This window comes from Arsukibacterium sp. UBA5043 (assembly GCA_002415085.1).
Taxonomy (GTDB): domain Bacteria; phylum Pseudomonadota; class Gammaproteobacteria; order Enterobacterales; family Alteromonadaceae; genus Alishewanella.
In genome coordinates, this window is record DIBV01000001.1 from 109173 (window position 1) to 127716 (window position 18544).

Consider the following 18544-nt stretch of genomic DNA (forward strand, 5'->3'; position numbering starts at 1 on the left):
AACTGAACGTAGCCACAGAATGACGTAGTTGCTCAGCAGAACGGTTAATCAGGAAAATAACAATGAATAAGAATAACAAAGTAGTATCCGGAGCGATCCCGCCTAAGGCGTATGAGTTGTATGACAAATATGCCCATGGCATGTTAAATCGGCGGGATTTTCTATCGGCTATTGGCTCTCTGGCAATTGGCACTGTGACCGCAGCAAGTATTCTTGGCGGCTTGTTGCCAAACTACGCGCTGGCTGAACAAGTGTCGTTTAATGATCCTGATATCATGGCAACGTATCAGACGTTTCCTTCGCCAGAGGGGCATGGTGAAGGGCGGGGTTATCTGGTTACCCCTGCCAAAGCTGAAGCTAAGCTGCCAACAGTGCTGGTTATTCATGAGAACAGAGGCTTAAACCCTTATATCAAAGATGTTGCCCGTCGTTTAGCCAAAGCCGGCTTTATTGCTTTTGCCCCCGATGCACTGTGGCCATTGGGTGGCTATCCGGGTAATGACGATGAGGGCCGGCAAATGCAGCGCAGTATGGACGGTCAAAAAATTATAGCAGATTTAAAAGCGGCAGCGCAGTGGCTGAATAAGCTTGATGGCGGCAGCGGTAAGCTGGGTGTGGTTGGTTTTTGCTTTGGTGGTGCCATGACTGGCTTACTGGCCGCAGAGTTGCCAGATATTGTCGATGCCGGTGTACCGTTTTATGGCTCGCCACCATCTGCCGATAAAATAGCCGATATTAAAGCCCCATTACTGGTGCAGTTAGGTGAGCTCGATACCAGAGTAAATGCCATGTGGCCTGAGGCTGAAGCATTACTGCAGCAGCATAGTAAAACATTTACCGTACACCGCTATCCAGAGTCGCACCATGGCTTTCACAATGACTCTACCGCACGCTACAACGAAGAAATGGCGGAGCTGGCCTGGCAACGCACTGTAGCCTTCTTTAAGCAACACCTGAGTTAACACGCTCTGCCAGTAATCCTTTAAACAGCCAGCTTGTCGCTTAAAGGCAGGCTGGCGCTACACGGGTGTATTGGCGCAGCTGATACACAAGGTGGTGAAGGGCACGGCATTTAATCGTTCCAGTCCAATAGCCTCGCCACAATGGCTACAATTTAAGTACTCTCCATGCTCCATTCGTTGCAGTGCAATATCAATTTGCTTTAATTCTTCGGCAGCATTACGTTCCAGACTGCTTAGTATCTGTTCGCTTTCTCGCTCAGCGGCTTGTTCGGCAGAATCAGCACTTCGCAGAAAATCGTGATGGTTAGCAGACAATTGACGTTCTAACTGCATTTTGTGAACTAATAATTTATGTTTTAACTGTTGTATCTGCATGATGAACCCCCTTTTTACCCTCAGTCTAAGCATAGCCTGCTTTTAAGGTTAAGGGGTTGATCTGTCTCATGTCTGCTGTTGTTGCTGTAATTGCCACATCCGGGCGTATTCGCCCTCGCCGGCAATTAACTGCTGATGGTTGCCTTGCTCGGCCACGATGCCGTTTTTTAACACTATGATGTTATCGGCGTCGGTAATGGTAGACAGGCGGTGGGCAATGACCAGGCTGGTATGGTTACGCGCGACTTCGCGCATGGCTTGCAAAATAGCTTGTTCAGCGCTGGAATCCAGGGCTGAGGTGGCTTCATCGAAAACCAGGATCGGTGATTTTTTTAAAATGGCACGGGCAATGGCTATCCGCTGTTTTTCGCCGCCAGAGACTTTTAAACCGCGCTCACCCACGATGGTCGCATCACCTTGTGGCAAGCTGGCGATAAATTTACGCAAATGTGCCAGCTCGATGGCCTGATCAACCTCTGAGCCACAGGCATCCGGGTTGCCATATTGAATATTATCGCGGATGCTGCTGTTAAACAGCACCGTATCTTGTGGCACGATGGCGATTGCCCGGCGTAAGCTGTCCAGTGTTGCGGTGCTGATATCCTGGCCATCAATCTTGATCTGGCCGCCGCTCACCTGATAAAAACGATACAGCAGGCGGGAGAGGGTGCTTTTACCGGCACCACTGGCACCCACAATAGCCACTTTACTGCCTGGCGGCACAGTAAAGCTTAAACCTTGCAATATCGCGCGGTTAGCCTGATAAGCAAATTGGACATTTTCAAAGCTTATCGCGCCTTTGCTAACGGTAATAGGCTTAGCATCGCGGGTGTCAGCAATGATGGGTTTGCGGCCAAGCAGTCCCAGCATATTCTCCAGATCAGTCAGGGCCCGGCGAATTTCCCGGTAAACAAAACCTAAGAAATTCAGCGGCAGAAACAGCTGGATCATGTAAGCATTGACCATTACTAATTCGCCAAGGCTGATATTACCCTGCATTACTTCTGCTGCAGCCAGCCACATCAGGCTGGTTATGGCAGCAGCAATAATTAATGCCTGGCCAGAATTAAGTGCCAGCAAGCTTAAGCGGTTTTTCAGCCGTGCCTGCTCCCAGCTCGCCAGAAAACCATCATAAATTTTTGCTTCATAGGCTTCATTATTAAAGTATTTTACGGTTTCATAGTTTAAAAGGCTGTCAACTGCCCGGCTGTTAGTGGTGTTGTCGGCCTGATTGGCTTCACGGATAAACTTATTGCGCCACTCGGTAACAGATACAGTAAAAAAGATATATAACGCCACGGCAACAACGGTAATTACGGCGTACAGGGGGGAGAACAGCAGGCTGAAAATAACGGCTACTGCCAGTATTTCAAACAGAGTTGGCACGATATTAAACATTAAAAAACGCATTAAAAAGCTCAGGCCATTGCTACCTCGCTCTATATCGCGACTGACTCCACCGGTTTGCCGGTCGAGATGAAACGCCAGCTCGAGACTATGCAGATGCTTAAATACTTTCAGACCAATCTGGCGCATAGCGTGTTCAGTAACCCGGCCAAACAGGGCATCACGCAGCTCGCCAAAAAATACCGTGGCAAACCGTAAGCCACCGTATAATAGCAGTAACGAGACGGGCAGCAGCACTACATTGCTGACATTGGGGTCCAGCGCGTCAATAACTTCTTTTAATGCCCAGGGCATGATTAAGGTGGCAGCTTTAGCGGTGATAAGTGCCAGGATAGCCAGAAATACCCGGCCTTTAAATGCCATTAAGTAGGGCCAGAGCGTCGCGACGGTCTGGCCCAGCTGCAGTGCCTCAGGACGTTTTTGCGGCTCTGGTTGTTTGGCTGTACTTCGCATCCCGCGCATAGTGTACTCTGTTTATTTATGGCTGATTGTTATTATGCATAAGTACACAGATAAGCGGTATCCTGGTTTACCTTTACCTGAAATTTAACATTAGCCGCAACGTTAAAATGCTGGCCGCTGTTAAAGGTTTGCCAGTCTGAAGCATCGGGCAGCAATACGGTTAAAGCCCCACTTATTACTGTCATCACTTCATGCTTACTGGTACCAAACTCATATTCGCCTGCAGCCATTACCCCAACCGTGGCTGGTAAGTGTTCGCCGGCAAAAGCGATCGAAGCCACTTTTCCATCAAAATACTGATTCACGTTAAACATTAACATCATTCCTTATATTAAAAATACCCGCAAATTATCAGCGGTTGTCTGTCTGCAGCCCACCAGTAAACCTGAAATAACGTCAATTGTAAAATAAGAGGTATAGATGTCTGAATGTTTTAATTAACTTTTTATGTAAAATATTTAGACAGTGTAATGTATGGCAATATATTGTTTCGGCACGATTAATTTAATGAAACTGCCATAAATTGATCTTATAGTAAGCTGTCGATTGATAATCGGCTTGTGCGTTACGGACGCACATCTACGACACCAGGCTTGCTGGTACGGACGGTTTTGCAGTACGTCATTTATTAAACAACATGGATTGCAAATGATGAGAATAATAATATCCCTGCTCATGTTACTGGTACTGCTACCAGCATGGGCGCAACAACCTATTGCGTACTGGTCGCAAAACTTCAACACTTTACCCTCTGGTGGCAATGGCTTTACACCAACATCTTTTCCGCAGGCAGCCGATGTCGGGGCCGGTGATCTGTTTTTACAAAATTTTGACCAGACACTTGATGGTAACGGTGCATATAGCACAGTACAGGCTTTTGCTGGTTCAACCGTTAACGCGTTAAGTGGCTTTGCTGCCGGTCAGACCTTGTCGGTGCAAGGTGGAACAGGCAATAGTAATAATGGTGCTGAAATCATTATTCAGGTAGACACTACAGATTATCAGGACATTATGCTGAGCTGGGCGCAGCGCGGTACCTCTACCGGCTTTACCTCACGTCAGATCAGCTGGTCAGTTGATGGTGTTAACTATCAGTTTTTTGCAGAAGACAGCGGAGCGCTGGGTAGTGCGTTTCAAAGTCGACTTTATGATTTTTCTGCGCTGACCGAGCTTAATAATCAGGCTCAGGTATATTTTAAAATTACCCTCGATGGCGCCAGTTCGGCTTCAGGCAACAACCGTTTCGATAACCTGTTAGTGCAAGGTACTGCAGCAGCAGATGTTGGCCGGCTGACCGTTTACGATCGCAACTTTACCAGCAATCCATTTGATGCTGGCTGGACTGAAGTGAGTGTCAATGGCACCGAAAGTTGGGACTGGAACGGCTCTTTTGGCAATGTAAGTTTTGCGCCCTTTATTGACGGTGCTTGCCGCGTTAATGACAGTTGGTTAATTTCCCCGGCTTTTAATCTAAATGCTCAGACCGGCGAACGTTTAGCATTTGATATTGCACGCGGTTTTGCCGGCACTAATCCATTGGAGGTTTATTATTCAAGCTCTTACAACGGCAGTGGCGATATTAACCCCGCTGACTGGCTGTTGTTAACGACTATTACCAGCGACGACTTCACCACCAATAACGTACCGGTAAGGTTTGATGGCTTTGAGCAGCTGGCGGATGCGACCGGTCAGGCTTACATCGCATTTCGTTATAATTTTGACAGCGGTAATTGCAGTACCTGGCGGCTGGCCAATATAGAGATCACCGCTGAGGGTAATAACAATCTGGCAGAATTTGCCTGTGGTAACCCGGTTAACCGGATCCATACCATTCAGGGAGCGGGCTTCCAGAGTCCGGTGCAGGGCGCGTACGTGCAGGTCGAGGCGGTGGTTACCGCCAGCTTCCAGGACACCAGCAATGGTGGTCTGGCAGGATTCTATCTGCAAGAGCTGAATGTCAATGCAGATATGGACCCACAAACCTCTGAAGGTATTTTTGTCTATGACAATGGCTTTGGTGTCAGTCTGACTCCGGGAGATTTAGTGCGGGTAGGCGGAACTGTAGCCGAATACTTTGAAGAAACCCAGCTAACCGATGTTACTGACGTCGCGATCTGTGCCACCTTTCAGCTGGGCGGTGTAACACCGCAAAGCCTGAATTTACCGGTAAGCAGCTTTGCCCGGTTTGAAAGCACCGAAGGTATGTGGTTGAATACCGGGGCAGATTATACGGTGAGTGATGTATTTAACGCTGCACGTTTTGGTGAATATACCGTATCTAATGGCCGGCTGTTTACGCCGACTCAGGTAGTGAGTCCGGGTGAACAGGTAGCAGCGTTAATGGCGGCCAACCTAAGAAACAAAATTATCATTGATAACGGCCGTACTGGCATTTATCAATTGCCCTTTATCGCTGGTGCCGATGGTGTTAGCGAGCTGTCAGCGTCTAATCCGTTACGCAATGGCTACCTGCTAAATGCAGGCTTTAGCGGCATTATGGGTTATTCGTTTGGTGCCTACCGTTTACGCTCGTTACAAGCGGGTGAGTTTAGCACCGGCGCGAATCCGAGGCTGGATCAACCTGCTACGCCAGCAGGTAATTTGCGGCTGGCAACCTACAACGTTGAGAACCTGTTCAATACCTTGCAGACAGCGGACAATGTTTGTGGCCCTAATGCCCTGGAATGTCGTGGTGCCGCCACATTATCAGAGCAGAACCGGCAGCTGGCAAAAATTACCGAAACCTTGCTGGCGTTAAATGCTGATGTTGTAGCCCTGATTGAAATAGAAAACGATGCGGATGACGCCACCCTGGCTTTGTTAACATCAGCCCTGAATGAGCTGGATGTTAATGCAGACTGGGCTTATATTGCCACTGGCTTTTTAGGTACGGATGCGATTAAACCTGCGTTCATTTACCGCAGCAGCAGAGTAACCCCTCAGGGCGCCTTCGCGGTTTTAGATTCCAGTGTTGACCCTGATTTTGATACTTCACGTCAGCGTCCGGCGTTAGCCCAGACGTTTGTTGCTGCTAATATGAGCAAATTTACCGCAGTAGCCGTGCATCTGCGGGCAAAAGCATCTTGTCCTGCATCGTCGGATCCTAATGCTGATCAGGGTGATGGTCAGGGTTGCTGGAATTTATGGCGTACGCTGTCAGCTAATGCACTTGCTAACTGGCTGGCAACGGATCCAACAGCGTCTGGTGATGAGGATTATCTGATACTGGGTGATTTTAATGCTTACGCGATGGAAGATCCGTTAACCGCGTTAATTGCACAGGGCTATCAGAATCTGGCGATTGCGGCCAATGATGGTGACCCGGCAGTATATAGCTACACCTTTATGGGGGAGGCCGGTAGTCTGGATCACGCGTTTGCCAGCCCAGCCATGCAGGCTCAAGTCCTGACAGCCGCCGCCTGGCATATAAATGCGGATGAAGTTCGCGAATTTAATTACAGTGAGGCACCGTTACGAGCAGGTTTGCAGAAGCCTGCGAGCTTTTACAATGCCGATCCGTTCCGTTCGTCTGATCATGATCCGTTAGTCGTTGAGTTAAACTTAACCCCGGCGTTCCCACCCGTTATGATTAATCTGGAGCTAATCCGGGTTAACCGTGGCCGTTCTGGTGCGACCCTGGTGCAGCTGCGCTGGAACAGTGATGTGAGCCAGGCGCTGACCTTATATCGTGATGAAAATCCGGTGGCCACTTTAAGCCGGCCCGGTCGGTACAATGATCAATTCAAAAACCCTGAGATTAATAGTGCAACATACCGATTATGTCTGGATGCCACCGCGCAGTGCTCAGAGCCGTTGGTGGTAAATTTTTAATGAAGCCTGGTGAGCATGCTGTAAGCTCACCAGGTTGAGTGAACCACTGAGCGATTAACCATAAAAAAACCTGCCAATTGGCAGGTTTTCTTATGTTGTATCAGCTGGCGTTACGCTGCTTTGGTTTTTTTGCTTTGTTGTTCATTCAATGCTTCAGCACCGTTGGGTTGCTGGGTCAGACTGTTGTCAGCAGCCAGATAATCCGGCTCAAAGTCATCAACATTAATCACAAATAAGCGACCTTCTTCAGCTAAGCGCAGTTTAGCGGCTTCTTCCTGGCTGATAACACCCAGTTCCAGTCCCAAGTCGGCGACTTCATGTAAGCGATAGAAAGGCAGACGTTTGTTCGCTGCTTTGCTTACTTTATCGAACAAGGGTTCAGCAGCCAGAATGTCCAGCAGAACCTGTTCAATCCGACCTAACTGGTTACCTGGCTCATCAGTAAGATATAAATGCAAGCCTAAACGAGAACGTGCTTCACACGGTGTTTGCATTATACGGGCAACCTGATGTTCCACTTTATCTGATGCCTTACGCAGGGTACGACCCCAGGGGAATACCACCCGCTTCAATACCACGCCCACCGCACGGTTAGGGAAGTTATCAAATAACTCATCCAGCGCCAGCTGTGCCTTAGCCAGATTATCTTCACAGGCCCATTGTACCAATGGTAAATCCTGTACCTGCCGGCCTTCATCGTTAAAGCGCTTTAACACCGCTGAGGTTAAGTACAGCATACTTAAAATATCACCTAACCTGGCTGAGATACGCTCGCGGCGTTTTAAATCGCCACCCAGGGTTGCCATCGCCACATCTGACATCAGGGCCATAGCAGCACTAAAGCGGTTCATCTGCTTATAATACTTAGCCGTGGCATCGTTGTAGGGCGCATGACTGAACATGCCACCGGTTAATGACAACCAGAACGTGCGGAAGAAGTTACTGATAGCAAAACCAATATGACCAAACACTGCTTTGTCAAAAGCTGTGACTGCGGCACCTTCATCATCCATTTGAGCTGCTTGTAATTCAGCCAGCACGTAAGGATGACAACGAATGGCGCCCTGGCCGTATATAATCATATTGCGGGTTAAAATATTGGCACCTTCGACGGTAATCGCTACCGGTGCACCTTGATAACCCCGGGCCAGATAGTTATTCGGGCCCATACAAATGCCTTTACCACCGTGTACATCCATCGCGTCGTTAATCGCGGTGCGCATCCGTTCTGTCATATGGTATTTGGTAATCGCTGAAATAACCGATGGTTTCTCTCCCAGGTCGATAGCACCCACTGACATCGTGGTGGAGGCATCCGCCATATAGGCGTAGCCGCCGATGCGGGCAATCGCTTCTTCAACACCTTCCATTTTACCGATAGGTAATTTGAACTGACGACGAATACGGGCGTAAGCGCCGGTCGCCATTGCCGCAGCTTTGATGCCACCTGTGCTGTTAGAGGGCAGGGTAATCGCCCGACCTACCGATAAACACTCAACCAGCATTTTCCAGCCCTGTCCAACCATAGGTGCACCACCAATGATGTAATCCAGCGGCACAAATATATCATCGCCCTGGGTTGGACCATTCTGAAAGGGTACATTTAGCGGGAAATGACGCCGACCAATTTTAACGCCCGGTGTATTAGCCGGAATTAAGGCACAGGTAATACCCAGTTCTTCCTTATCACCTAACAGTTTTTCCGGATCGTACAATTTAAAGGCCAGGCCCAATACGGTGGCGATAGGTGCCAGGGTAATATAACGTTTGTTCCAGGTAAGACGCATACCCAGCACTTCTTGGCCTTGCCATTGCCCTTTGCAGACGATACCAAAGTCAGGAATGGCGCCGGCATCTGAGCCTGCTTCCGGGCTGGTCAGGGCAAAACAAGGAACGTCCAGGCCTTTGGCCAAACGTGGCAAGTAATAGTTTTTTTGCTCATCAGTACCATAGTGCTGCAGCAACTCGCCCGGGCCTAATGAGTTAGGCACACCAACAATGCTGGATAACATCATGCTTTTACTGGTCAGCTTTTGCAGGACGCAAGACTGGGCATAGGCAGAAAATTCCAGACCACCAAATTTTTTGGCGATGATCATTGCGAAAAAGCCTTGGCTCTTCAGGAAGTCGTACACCTCTGGCGATAAATCAGCACGTTCATGGGTGCTGTGCCAGTCATCTACCATGGCCAGTAACTCTTCTACAGGCCCGTCCATAAAGGCTTGCTCTTCCGCACTTAATCTTGGTTTGGGGAAGTTATGCATTTTGTGCCAGTCGGGGTTGCCACGAAACAAGTCCGCTTCCCACCAGGTAGTGCCGGCGTCTATCGCTTCTTTTTCGGTAGTCGACATTTCCGGCATTATCTTGCGATACAGGCCTAATACCGGCTTGGTAATGTATTGCTGGCGGACACTGGCAATATTTAACGGCAGAGCCACAATTAAAAACAGTAGCCAGGCAAAAGTGCCGATGGTGTCGGTCAGGCTGCCTACTATTAATAAACCGGCAATGGCAGCGGTAAACATGGTAAGGCTGGCGCGATAATACGCTAACACACCGATTGCCACGACGATGGCAACGATCAGTAAAAACACATTCATTGTTAACTCCTGAAGAGAGGTCAGACCACTAGCATTTAAGCTTAGATGGCTTTGGAAAAAGTTGCAAGCAATATCCGGTATTTCCTATCGCAATTGTTTGCAAATTTTATTTAACAACAATAGTTACGGACTGACATAGGCTGCTGGCTCAGTATGCCGGTAAATCAGATGTTTTTTAACGTAAGGTAATGCAGACACCTGACGGCGCCAGCTATGGCAGTTAATGCTACAAAGCAGGCGCAATAAGGCTTAGGGAGGATAATTAATGTGGAGCGATAAACTCCAGTTTGTGCAGTTGGATATCAAATTGTTCAACGTTATCTTCACCACGCCACAGTCGTACCAGCATATAATCCAGTTCTGGCGCAACCCAGGCGTAAACTTGTTTTTCCGGATCGTCCATTCTGGCGATCCGCAGGGTATGTACTGTGCCATAGGGCAGGGCTAACGGTTCTTCCATCACTACTTTGTAATGGTAGGTTTTACTGTTGCCATTGCGGTTTAAAACATCATAGAAAAATTCTGTTTTGCCGGCCCTCAGGTCTAACACAAGTTGTTGGTGGTAACTTAACGGATCCAGCCAGTTATCCTGCCAGCTGTTGGCCTTAAGTTCTTTTGATTTGCCAACCATCAATTGCTCTTTGGCGGGATCCAGATGCAGTTCATAGTGCCGGCTGGGGCCGGTTCCCTGGCGTTTCATCACATAATTAAGCGGCTGGATTTGTTGATTTTCTACCACGAATTCGCTGGTTTCTTGCCGTTTATCACTAAAAATGAGCCAGCTTATATCGCTACTGTAACCCATCTGATAGCGGTCGTTGTTAAATTTAAGGTAGCGGGTGGCTTTGCCATGATTTTTGCCGGCACGGTATACCAGATAATCGGCGCTAAACAGACGAAATTGCGCGGTCTGATCCGCAGCAGGAGCTGTAACAGGAGTTTGAGCGTGAGTTATTACGGAATGTGTTAGCAGGCTGGTAAATAGTAATGACGCCAGCAGGCGCCATTTAAGATTCGTCCTCATCGTTCGCATATCCTTGTTCCGACAATACATTATTATCTAACCATGCCTTATCGCCGCGTTGTTGTAAACGGTTTTGACAAAACCAGCGAATAACCAGTGGATATAACTGATGTTCCTGCTCGTGTACTCTGGCGGCGATAGTTATGGCGTCATCTTCAGGGAATACCGGCACCTTAGCCTGTAAGATAACCGGACCACCATCCAGCTGCTCAGTGACAAAATGCACACTGCAACCGTGTTCGCGGTCACCGGCATCAATGGCACGCTGATGCGTGTTTAAACCCTGATACTTCGGCAATAAAGATGGATGAATGTTCAATAATTTTCCAGCATAGTGGCTGACGAAGTCTGCGGTTAGGATCCGCATAAAGCCCGCAAGCACCACCAGATCGGCCTGGTAGCTGTCAATTATACTAATAAGTTCTTTATCGTAAGCATCGCGGCTGGCGAAGTTTTTATGGCTTAGCGCATGGTTGGCAATGCCTGCGTCAGCTGCCCGTTGTAAACCGTATACACCGATTTTGCTAGAGATCACTGCCGTTACCCGGCCAGCGATAAAACCGCTGGCACAGGCATCGATCACTGCTTGCAAATTGGAGCCATTACCTGAAATCAATACAACTATGGATTTCATTGACAGCCCTATTCGTTAATAATCACAAGTTCTTCACCCTCTGCCGCGCCTTGGATCTCGCCCAGGTGCCAGGCGTTTTCACCCGCAGCTTGCAGGTTAGTCAGTGCAGCTTCCAACTGGTCTGCCGGGACGACTAACATCATGCCAACCCCGCAGTTAAAGGTACGATACATTTCGTGGCGGCTGACATTGCCTTGTTGTTGCAACCAGTTAAAAATGGCGGGCCACTGCCAGCTGTTGCCATTGATCACTGCTTTGGTATTGTCAGGTAATACCCGGGGAATATTTTCCCAGAAACCACCACCGGTGATATGGCACAGCGCATGTACCGGCATTTCTTTAATAAGTGCCAGCAGATTTTTAACATAGATGCGGGTCGGTTCCAGTAAATGATCCGCCAGGCTTTTTCCTTCCAGCAACGTATCAGCTGATTGGCCACTGACTTCCAGCACTTTGCGGATCAGAGAGAAACCATTTGAATGCGGCCCGGATGAAGCCAGAGCAATGAGTTGATCACCGGCTTGTACTTTGCTGCCATCAATAATGTCGGCTTTTTCTACTACGCCAACGCAAAAGCCGGCAATATCATAGTCGTCACCATGATACATACCAGGCATTTCGGCAGTTTCACCACCCACCAGAGCGCAACCCGATTGCACACAACCTTCAGCAATACCGGCAACCACTGCAGACGCAGTATCAACGTCAAGTTTGCCTGTAGCATAGTAATCCAGGAAAAACAGCGGTTCGGCTCCCTGAACTACCAAATCGTTTACGCACATGGCAACTAAGTCGATGCCTACACCGTCATGTCGTTTTAAATCCATCGCTAAGCGCAGTTTAGTGCCAACACCGTCGGTGCCTGATACTAAAACCGGCTCTTTATAACCTGCCGGAATTTGACATAAGGCGCCAAAACCCCCTAAGCCTCCCATGACTTCCGGACGGGTGGTACGTTTAACCGCACCTTTAATCCGTTCTACCAGGGCGTTGCCGGCATCTATATCAACTCCGGCGTCTTTGTAGCTTAAAGATGTATTGTGCTCGCTCACGGCTTTCCTCGATTGGCTTTATTGGTTGGCATAATCGGCGCGTATTTTACCTGTATAATGGCGCCGACAAAAGCATTACTGCATTACATTTGCAGCGGCTTGTTTTACGTAGTTTGCTACCAGAATAGAATTATCCTGGGTGATCTTGTGGTAACACACTGAAGCAAATGGAAATTCTCTGTCTGACAACTGCACTGAAATGTAAGGGGCGGCGTTATCTGCTGTATTGTTGTGCCAGTTGCCACCATAATTAGCGATAAACACCTCGCCAACATAAGCGCCAATAATATTGCTCAAGGTAAATATTAACTCAGCTGAATGACTTTGTTGCTGCTGATGCTGATGTAAAGTCGCTAACACCGTATCAATGTCTTTAAGACTAGCCAGCGTAAAATCCAGGGTTAGTTTATGTTCTTCGGCAATGTAAGCAACCGCATCCCGGGCTGCGTCTTGCATCAGCTTCGTTATATCAACACTTTGCATAATGATCCTTATTTAAGATGTTCCGCCAGGATTAACTGGCGTAATTGTTTGCTGCCGGGGCCAAGTGTCTCTTCCTGCGGGGTTAGCAGTGCCATAGGTACCAGCCGCTCTGAACTGTTACTGAGCTGTATTTGCACCAGGTCACCGTTGGCCAGGCCCGACGCTACTACAAAATCAGGTAGCCAGCAAAAGCCCAGACCCAGTTGCAGAATTTCAATGGCTTCATTAAAATTATCGACCGTCCAGCGTTGCTCGGCTTTTAACCAGCCGATATTTTCCAGTGGTTTTTGCGCAGTATCCCGGATAACAATCTGTAAATGCTGACTTAGCTGGTTTTGGTCCAGCCTAAGCTGAGTAGCCAACTCGTGGCCGGCACCCACCACTGCAATAAACCGGCTGACATATAGCGGTTCGCTCAGATACCCTTTAGGCACAACACCGGCGATAACTAAATCCGCTTTTTTCTGCACAATAATTTCACTGGTACCGGTTAAAACGGTATCGATAATCTGTACTCTGCTACCGCGGCTTAGCGGATAGAATGCCTGCAGGGCGCGGTATAAAAAGTGTTTCGGATAGGCCAGTTCTACCGCAATCCTGATTTCCGGCTCCCAGCCTTGCTCGATATTATCTGCCAATAGCTCAAGATCTTCAATTTGCTGAGTGAGAACCCGGGAACGGCGCAACATCACTTCGCCAGCATCGGTAAGTTGTGCTTTGCGGCCGATAACCTCAAGTAATTCGACACCCAACTGTGATTGCAGTTTAGCAACCGCGTGATTGAGTGAAGACTGGCTTTTATTGAGTAACTCAGCGGCCTGTGCATAACCGCCGGCATCGACAACTGCCTGCAGAATACGCCATTGTTCCAGGGTCGATCGAGGGCGGTAGGGCATATAAAGCCGGGTCCTGTAGCAATTTAAACGGTGGCAATAATCACGGCACGTAGCGGTGCCGGATAACCTTCAATCGTTTTACTATGGTCAGTCGGGTCAAGAAAATCAATTAAACTTTCATTTTCCATCCAAGGTGTTGCCCGTTGTTCTTCCAGCGTAGTCGTATTTAAATCAACTACTTTTGGGTTTTTAAAGCCAAGCCGGCTTAACCAGTGGCACAACGCCAGTGTACTGGGAATAAACCAGACATTACGCATTTTGGCGTAACGCTCTCCCGGCACCAGCACCGTATTTTCATCCCCTTCGACCACCAGCGTCTCCAGAATAAGCTCGCCACCTGGACGTAATTGTTGTTTTAACTGTTGCAGAAAATCTAATGGTGAGCGCCGATGGTATAAAACACCCATCGAAAATACGGTATCAAACTGAGCCAGTGGTGGCATATCGTCAATGCCAACCGGGACAAGATGAACGTCTGGATCGGGATTAAAATGCTTTATTGCCTGAAACTGGCTGTAAAATAGCTGTGATGGGTCAATGCCTACTACAAAATCAGCGCCTTCACCGCGCATTCGCCAGAGGTGATAACCACTACCGCAACCTACATCGAGCACAAAGCGCCCCTGCAACGGACTAATATGCGGCAACACCCGGTCCCATTTAAAATCTGAGCGCCACTCGGTGTCAATGTCGATACCATGAATAGTAAACGGCCCTTTGCGCCAGGGTTTTAGCTGTTGTAGTAAATAGCGGATCCGCTCGGCTTCACCGGCACTGATGTCGCCAGCCGCGCCAAACTGCACAGCTTTGCTTAGTTCAAGCGTGCTGGACGTTGTCACTGGCAGGTGGGCAACTATTTTTTGCCATTGTTTAAAGTCACCATGCAACGCATTTTTCTGCCATTGTGCCAATTGGGCGGGCAGTGTTTGCAGCCATTCGTGCAGCTTGCTTGTGGCTAATTTAGCGTAAAATGGGGTGAAGTCGAGCATTATACATTCCTGTAAGTATGAGCCTGCACAGCTTATTTAACCGCGAGCATAGAGCAAAAATTAAAACACTGAAACCATAGGCTTTGCTCACTAAATCCCGCCTTTTGCAGCCGTTGTTGATGTTGTGCCAGGGTATCGGGTTTCATTACGTTTTCAAGCGCCGAACGTTTCTGGCTGATCTCCAGCTCGCTGTAGCCATTGGCACGTTTAAAATCCAGATGTAAGTCCACTAACAGGGTGTTAGTAGTGACCGTATGAGCGATAAATTTTTCTGACAAAATCAGCACCCCTCCCGGCTTTAACCCCTGATAAATTTTCCCAATCAAGGCATCCCGATCCTCTGGTGCCAGAAATTGCAGGGTAAAGTTAATGACCACCACTGCTGCATCCTGAATCGCAATATCGCGAATATCAGCCAGTTCAAGACTGACCGGTACTTCAGAGCGAAATGCCAGCAAATGTCGTTCACAACGTTCCAGCATAGCTTTGCTGTTATCCACGGCGATGAGACGTGCGCCAGCAACGGAGATATTTCGACGCATAGCCAGACTTGCTGTACCAAGTGAGCAACCCAGATCGTAAAAATTACTCTGTGGTTGCTGAAAACGAGCGGTTAATTTGCCGATAGTTTGAATAATAGTCTGGTAACCGGGAATAGAACGTTGAATCATGTCGGGAAAGACTTCAGCTACTTGATCATCAAACCTGAAATCCTGAATTTGAGCCAGAGGCTCGGCGTAGATATGATCTTTTTGCATAGACATAAGCACCAGTGCTGCGCCGGATAAATAAATTAACGCGCGATAACAATAAAGAACGTAGTTTACCCGAATTGTTGTGGGCCGCCAAAAGCAAACTATCCCGGTTTAATAAAACGGGGTTGGATTAACCTAAGTGCGGTCAGATAGCCCGGGGCATCACTTGACCATTACTGGTACTAAGGGTAAAACATATATGATGTTAATCAGCTGTGTGGCGAAATGATCAGACGTTTATGGGTTTATGCTGGAATACTGTGTTGCATTATCAGCTCAGCACTGGTCACGGCTCAACCGCAAAAGTTCAGAGTTGCCCTTAGCAACGATACGTATCCGTACATGTTTATTGATGAGCAGGGGCAGCCAGATGGTCTGATTGTTGATTACTGGCGCGCAATCGCTCAGGAGCAACAGTTTGAGATAGATTTTGTGATGGTTCCATGGCCGGAATCGGTGGAAATGCTTAACCAGGGCAAGGTCGACTTTCATGGGGGAATGGCATACACCGATCAGCGGGCAAAAGATTATCAATTGCATAGCATTAACATTACGATTTATAGCAATGTGTTTGTTCATCGAGACTTATTGCGGGTAGAAAAGCTTAGCGACATAGCGCCCTACGTGATAGGGGTGGTCGAAAACTCAAGCCATATATCGACCCTTGCACGCGAACTGCCCAATGCGCTTTTACGGTCCTATCCAACAGTCAGTCAGATGTATGATGCGGCGCTGGCCGGCGACCTGAAAACATTTACCAGCCTAGATCGCTTACCCCCCCGATATTCTGGCTACAATGCATTAGTTAATCAGTTTCCGCTATATAAAAAAGTACCGCTACAACTCATTGATTTGTCATATGCATTGCCACTTAAATCGCCACTAAATAGTAAGTTAGTGCAGTATACAGCAGCGGTGTCTACCAACACATTAAACCAACTGGAACGCAAGTGGCTTGGTTTTAACGTTGCCAACGATAATACTTTGTTGCTCGGCTTGTCGGTTCTTAACCAACCTTATATGCATGTGACTTCGCAGGGCGAAGCAACAGGCTTGCTGGTCGATTTATGGCGGCTATGGTCTGAGAAAACCGGTACCAGCATTGCGTTCGTCCCTGATAACTCGGCCGATAGTCTGACCAGTCTGACGAATAAGCGGATCGACGCCCACATTGGTTTCCCAGACAATACGTTACTTAACCCGCAACTGGAAAAAGCATACCACTTATATAGTTTCAGTAGTGCATATTACACATTAAAAAACAATGACTTACCATTGCCCAATGCCAGTTTTACGGGAAAAGTGGGCATTTATTATAATTCCGGCTATCTGCCTGAATTGCAGCAACAATATCCTGATGTGACCTTTATCCGCTTCTCATCACTGGAAGCAATGACGAGCGCAACAATTGGCGGTGAAATAGATGGTTTTTTTGGGGCCGAAGCCATTTTGGATGCCCGTCTTAATCACCTGGATCTGGCCAGCGAGTTCATTGCCGCGCCAACTACGCGGCTATTTGCACCACTTTATGCATTAACCCATATTGATAATTCAGAATTAGCGATAAAGATTAAAAACGGGTTTAATCAGATGTCACTGGAGGAGTTGGCCACGATTGAAAAAAAATGGGTCAGCTCAGCCGAGCAAAGCTATTATGCGGACTTTAAAAATAAAATACCGCTGACACCAGAGGAAAAAGCCTGGCTGTTGGAACATAGCCCATTGCGGGTTGGCTTGATGCGCAACTGGCCACCGATGGAATTTGTGGATGAACAGGGCAATGCCGCTGGCGTGACCCAGGAAATACTGCAAATTTTAGGCGAACGGTTAGATATTGAATTTGAGATAATGCTGTATGACAATTTTGACGATATTCTAAATGATTTAGAACACCGCAAGCTCGATTTGGTCGCCAATATATCACCGACGGCTGAGCGGGAAACGTTCGTTCGTTTTACTGAGCCGTTCTGGTCTGTGCAATGGGCGCTCATCAGTCACATTAACAGTGAAAATATTACCTCCGCCGCCGAGCTTAGCGGGAACAGTGTTGCTATTTTTGGCGATTATCAGTTAGCTTCGCATCTGTCTGATGTGGTAGCTGACACGGAGGTTATTATTGTCAATCAACTGAGGGATGGAATTGAGCTGCTGCAGAATAACAGAATTGATTTTGTGCTTGATTCGGTAGCAGCGGGAAGCCGCGAGTTAAAACGGTTGAATGCGGTAAATCTGCGAATGCAGGTGATTGATGATTTACCTGATTTTCCTTCACTTGTTGGCGTACGAAGCGATTATCAACCGCTGGTGGCTATATTGAATAAAGGGCTACGCAGCATAAGTGAAGCTGAACGGGCACAAATGTATCAGCATTGGTTTGATGTTGAAATCACCCAGGGCGTTGATAGCAAAAAAGTACAGCTGATAATTTGGCGGATAGCGGCAATAACCGTAGTGCTGATAACAGTGTTTACGATCTGGAATTTGTTTTTACGCCGCGAGGTAAACCTGCGCCGGCAGGCCGAACATAAAATGCGTCATATGGCCACCCATGACGATTTAACCGGACTACCGAATCGCAGTTTGCTCAAAGAGCGGATTGACCAGGCGGTCGAGCAACATAGCCGTCATAACGAAATTTTAGCAGTACTTTTTATCGATCTTGATGGCTTTAAAGAGGTAAATGACCAGTATGGTCATGATGCCGGTGATGAGTTATTACTGAAGCTTGGTGGTGTTCTGGACAGCTGTATTCGAAAAAGTGATACGGTGGCCCGCTTTGGTGGCGATGAATTTGTGGTGTTGTTGACAGCGCTCTTGCACCCGGATGATGCCGCTATTGTGGCAGAGAAAATAGTGTTTCAGTTAAGCCAGCCGTTACAGTTGTCCTTTGCACAGATTCAGGTGGGTGCCAGCATTGGTATTGCGATTTACCCGCACGATGCCACCGACAGCAGCGCATTGTTAAAGCAAGCCGATAAACAAATGTATCTGGCAAAGCAGCAAGGAAAGAATGGTTATCGGTTCACTGAACGAGAGTTTTCGTGAACGGGCAGTGACATTAAGCGCTATTTCTA

At 47.9% G+C, this 18544-nt stretch carries 14 protein-coding genes; 3 read left to right on the plus strand and 11 right to left on the minus strand.

Annotated elements, in window-relative coordinates; translation table 11 throughout:
* Positions 1-62: 62 nt before the first annotated feature.
* The gene (locus B2Q61_RS00470) at positions 63-962 is read left to right on the plus strand and encodes a dienelactone hydrolase family protein (protein ID WP_290621268.1); all 900 of its coding nucleotides are present in this window, start codon (positions 63-65) and stop codon (positions 960-962) included.
* 57 nt (positions 963-1019) lie between these two features.
* On the opposite strand, the gene B2Q61_RS00475 is transcribed toward B2Q61_RS00470, so the two are convergent.
* The 3 genes from B2Q61_RS00475 to B2Q61_RS00485 all read right to left on the minus strand — a co-directional run bounded on the left by B2Q61_RS00475 (position 1020) and on the right by B2Q61_RS00485 (position 3520).
* The gene (locus tag B2Q61_RS00475; protein WP_290621269.1) at positions 1020-1337 is read right to left on the minus strand and encodes a TraR/DksA family transcriptional regulator; all 318 of its coding nucleotides are present in this window, start codon (positions 1335-1337) and stop codon (positions 1020-1022) included.
* A 66-nt stretch (positions 1338-1403) separates the two neighbouring features.
* Positions 1404-3206, minus strand: coding sequence for an ABCB family ABC transporter ATP-binding protein/permease (locus tag B2Q61_RS00480; protein WP_290621270.1), 1803 nt, complete (start codon positions 3204-3206; stop codon positions 1404-1406).
* Between the two features lie 32 nt (positions 3207-3238).
* A complete protein-coding gene (locus B2Q61_RS00485; RefSeq protein WP_290621271.1) occupies positions 3239-3520 on the minus strand; it encodes a pyrimidine/purine nucleoside phosphorylase in 282 nt (93 codons plus the stop codon).
* A gap of 334 nt (positions 3521-3854) precedes the next feature.
* Between B2Q61_RS00485 and B2Q61_RS00490 the strand changes: the two genes are divergently transcribed.
* On the plus strand, positions 3855-7037 hold the full coding sequence (locus B2Q61_RS00490) for an ExeM/NucH family extracellular endonuclease (RefSeq protein WP_290621272.1): 3183 nt from the start codon (positions 3855-3857) through the stop codon (positions 7035-7037).
* Positions 7038-7147: 110 nt separating this feature from the next.
* Here B2Q61_RS00490 and fadE read toward each other — a convergent pair whose 3' ends face one another.
* From fadE to cmoA, 8 genes are all read right to left on the minus strand, one after another.
* Positions 7148-9637, minus strand: a complete 2490-nt coding sequence (gene fadE / locus B2Q61_RS00495) for an acyl-CoA dehydrogenase FadE (RefSeq protein ID WP_290621273.1) — start codon at positions 9635-9637, stop codon at positions 7148-7150.
* Between the two features lie 262 nt (positions 9638-9899).
* Positions 9900-10661, minus strand: coding sequence for a DUF3108 domain-containing protein (locus B2Q61_RS00500; RefSeq protein ID WP_290621274.1), 762 nt, complete (start codon positions 10659-10661; stop codon positions 9900-9902).
* Complete coding sequence (gene purN, locus B2Q61_RS00505) at positions 10645-11295, minus strand: phosphoribosylglycinamide formyltransferase (RefSeq protein WP_290621275.1); 651 nt, start codon at positions 11293-11295, stop codon at positions 10645-10647. Before purN ends, B2Q61_RS00500 begins: the two co-directional genes overlap by 17 nt.
* Before the next feature lie 8 nt (positions 11296-11303).
* Positions 11304-12347, minus strand: coding sequence for a phosphoribosylformylglycinamidine cyclo-ligase (gene purM, locus B2Q61_RS00510; RefSeq protein WP_290621276.1), 1044 nt, complete (start codon positions 12345-12347; stop codon positions 11304-11306).
* A 75-nt stretch (positions 12348-12422) separates the two neighbouring features.
* On the minus strand, positions 12423-12830 hold the full coding sequence (locus B2Q61_RS00515; RefSeq protein WP_290621277.1) for a hypothetical protein: 408 nt from the start codon (positions 12828-12830) through the stop codon (positions 12423-12425).
* A gap of 8 nt (positions 12831-12838) precedes the next feature.
* Positions 12839-13726: a LysR family transcriptional regulator gene (locus B2Q61_RS00520; RefSeq protein WP_290621278.1), complete on the minus strand. Its 888-nt coding sequence runs from the start codon at positions 13724-13726 to the stop codon at positions 12839-12841.
* 23 nt (positions 13727-13749) lie between these two features.
* A complete protein-coding gene (gene cmoB / locus B2Q61_RS00525; protein ID WP_290621279.1) occupies positions 13750-14715 on the minus strand; it encodes a tRNA 5-methoxyuridine(34)/uridine 5-oxyacetic acid(34) synthase CmoB in 966 nt (321 codons plus the stop codon).
* Positions 14716-14747: 32 nt separating this feature from the next.
* Entirely contained in the window at positions 14748-15473 is a 726-nt protein-coding gene (gene cmoA, locus B2Q61_RS00530; protein WP_290621280.1) for a carboxy-S-adenosyl-L-methionine synthase CmoA, read from the minus strand.
* Positions 15474-15695: 222 nt separating this feature from the next.
* Here cmoA and B2Q61_RS00535 point away from each other — a divergent pair, with 222 nt between their 5' ends.
* Positions 15696-18515 carry a transporter substrate-binding domain-containing protein gene (locus B2Q61_RS00535; protein WP_290621281.1) on the plus strand — a complete coding sequence of 940 codons (2820 nt, stop codon included), beginning with the start codon at positions 15696-15698 and terminating at the stop codon, positions 18513-18515.
* Positions 18516-18544 lie beyond the last annotated feature (29 nt).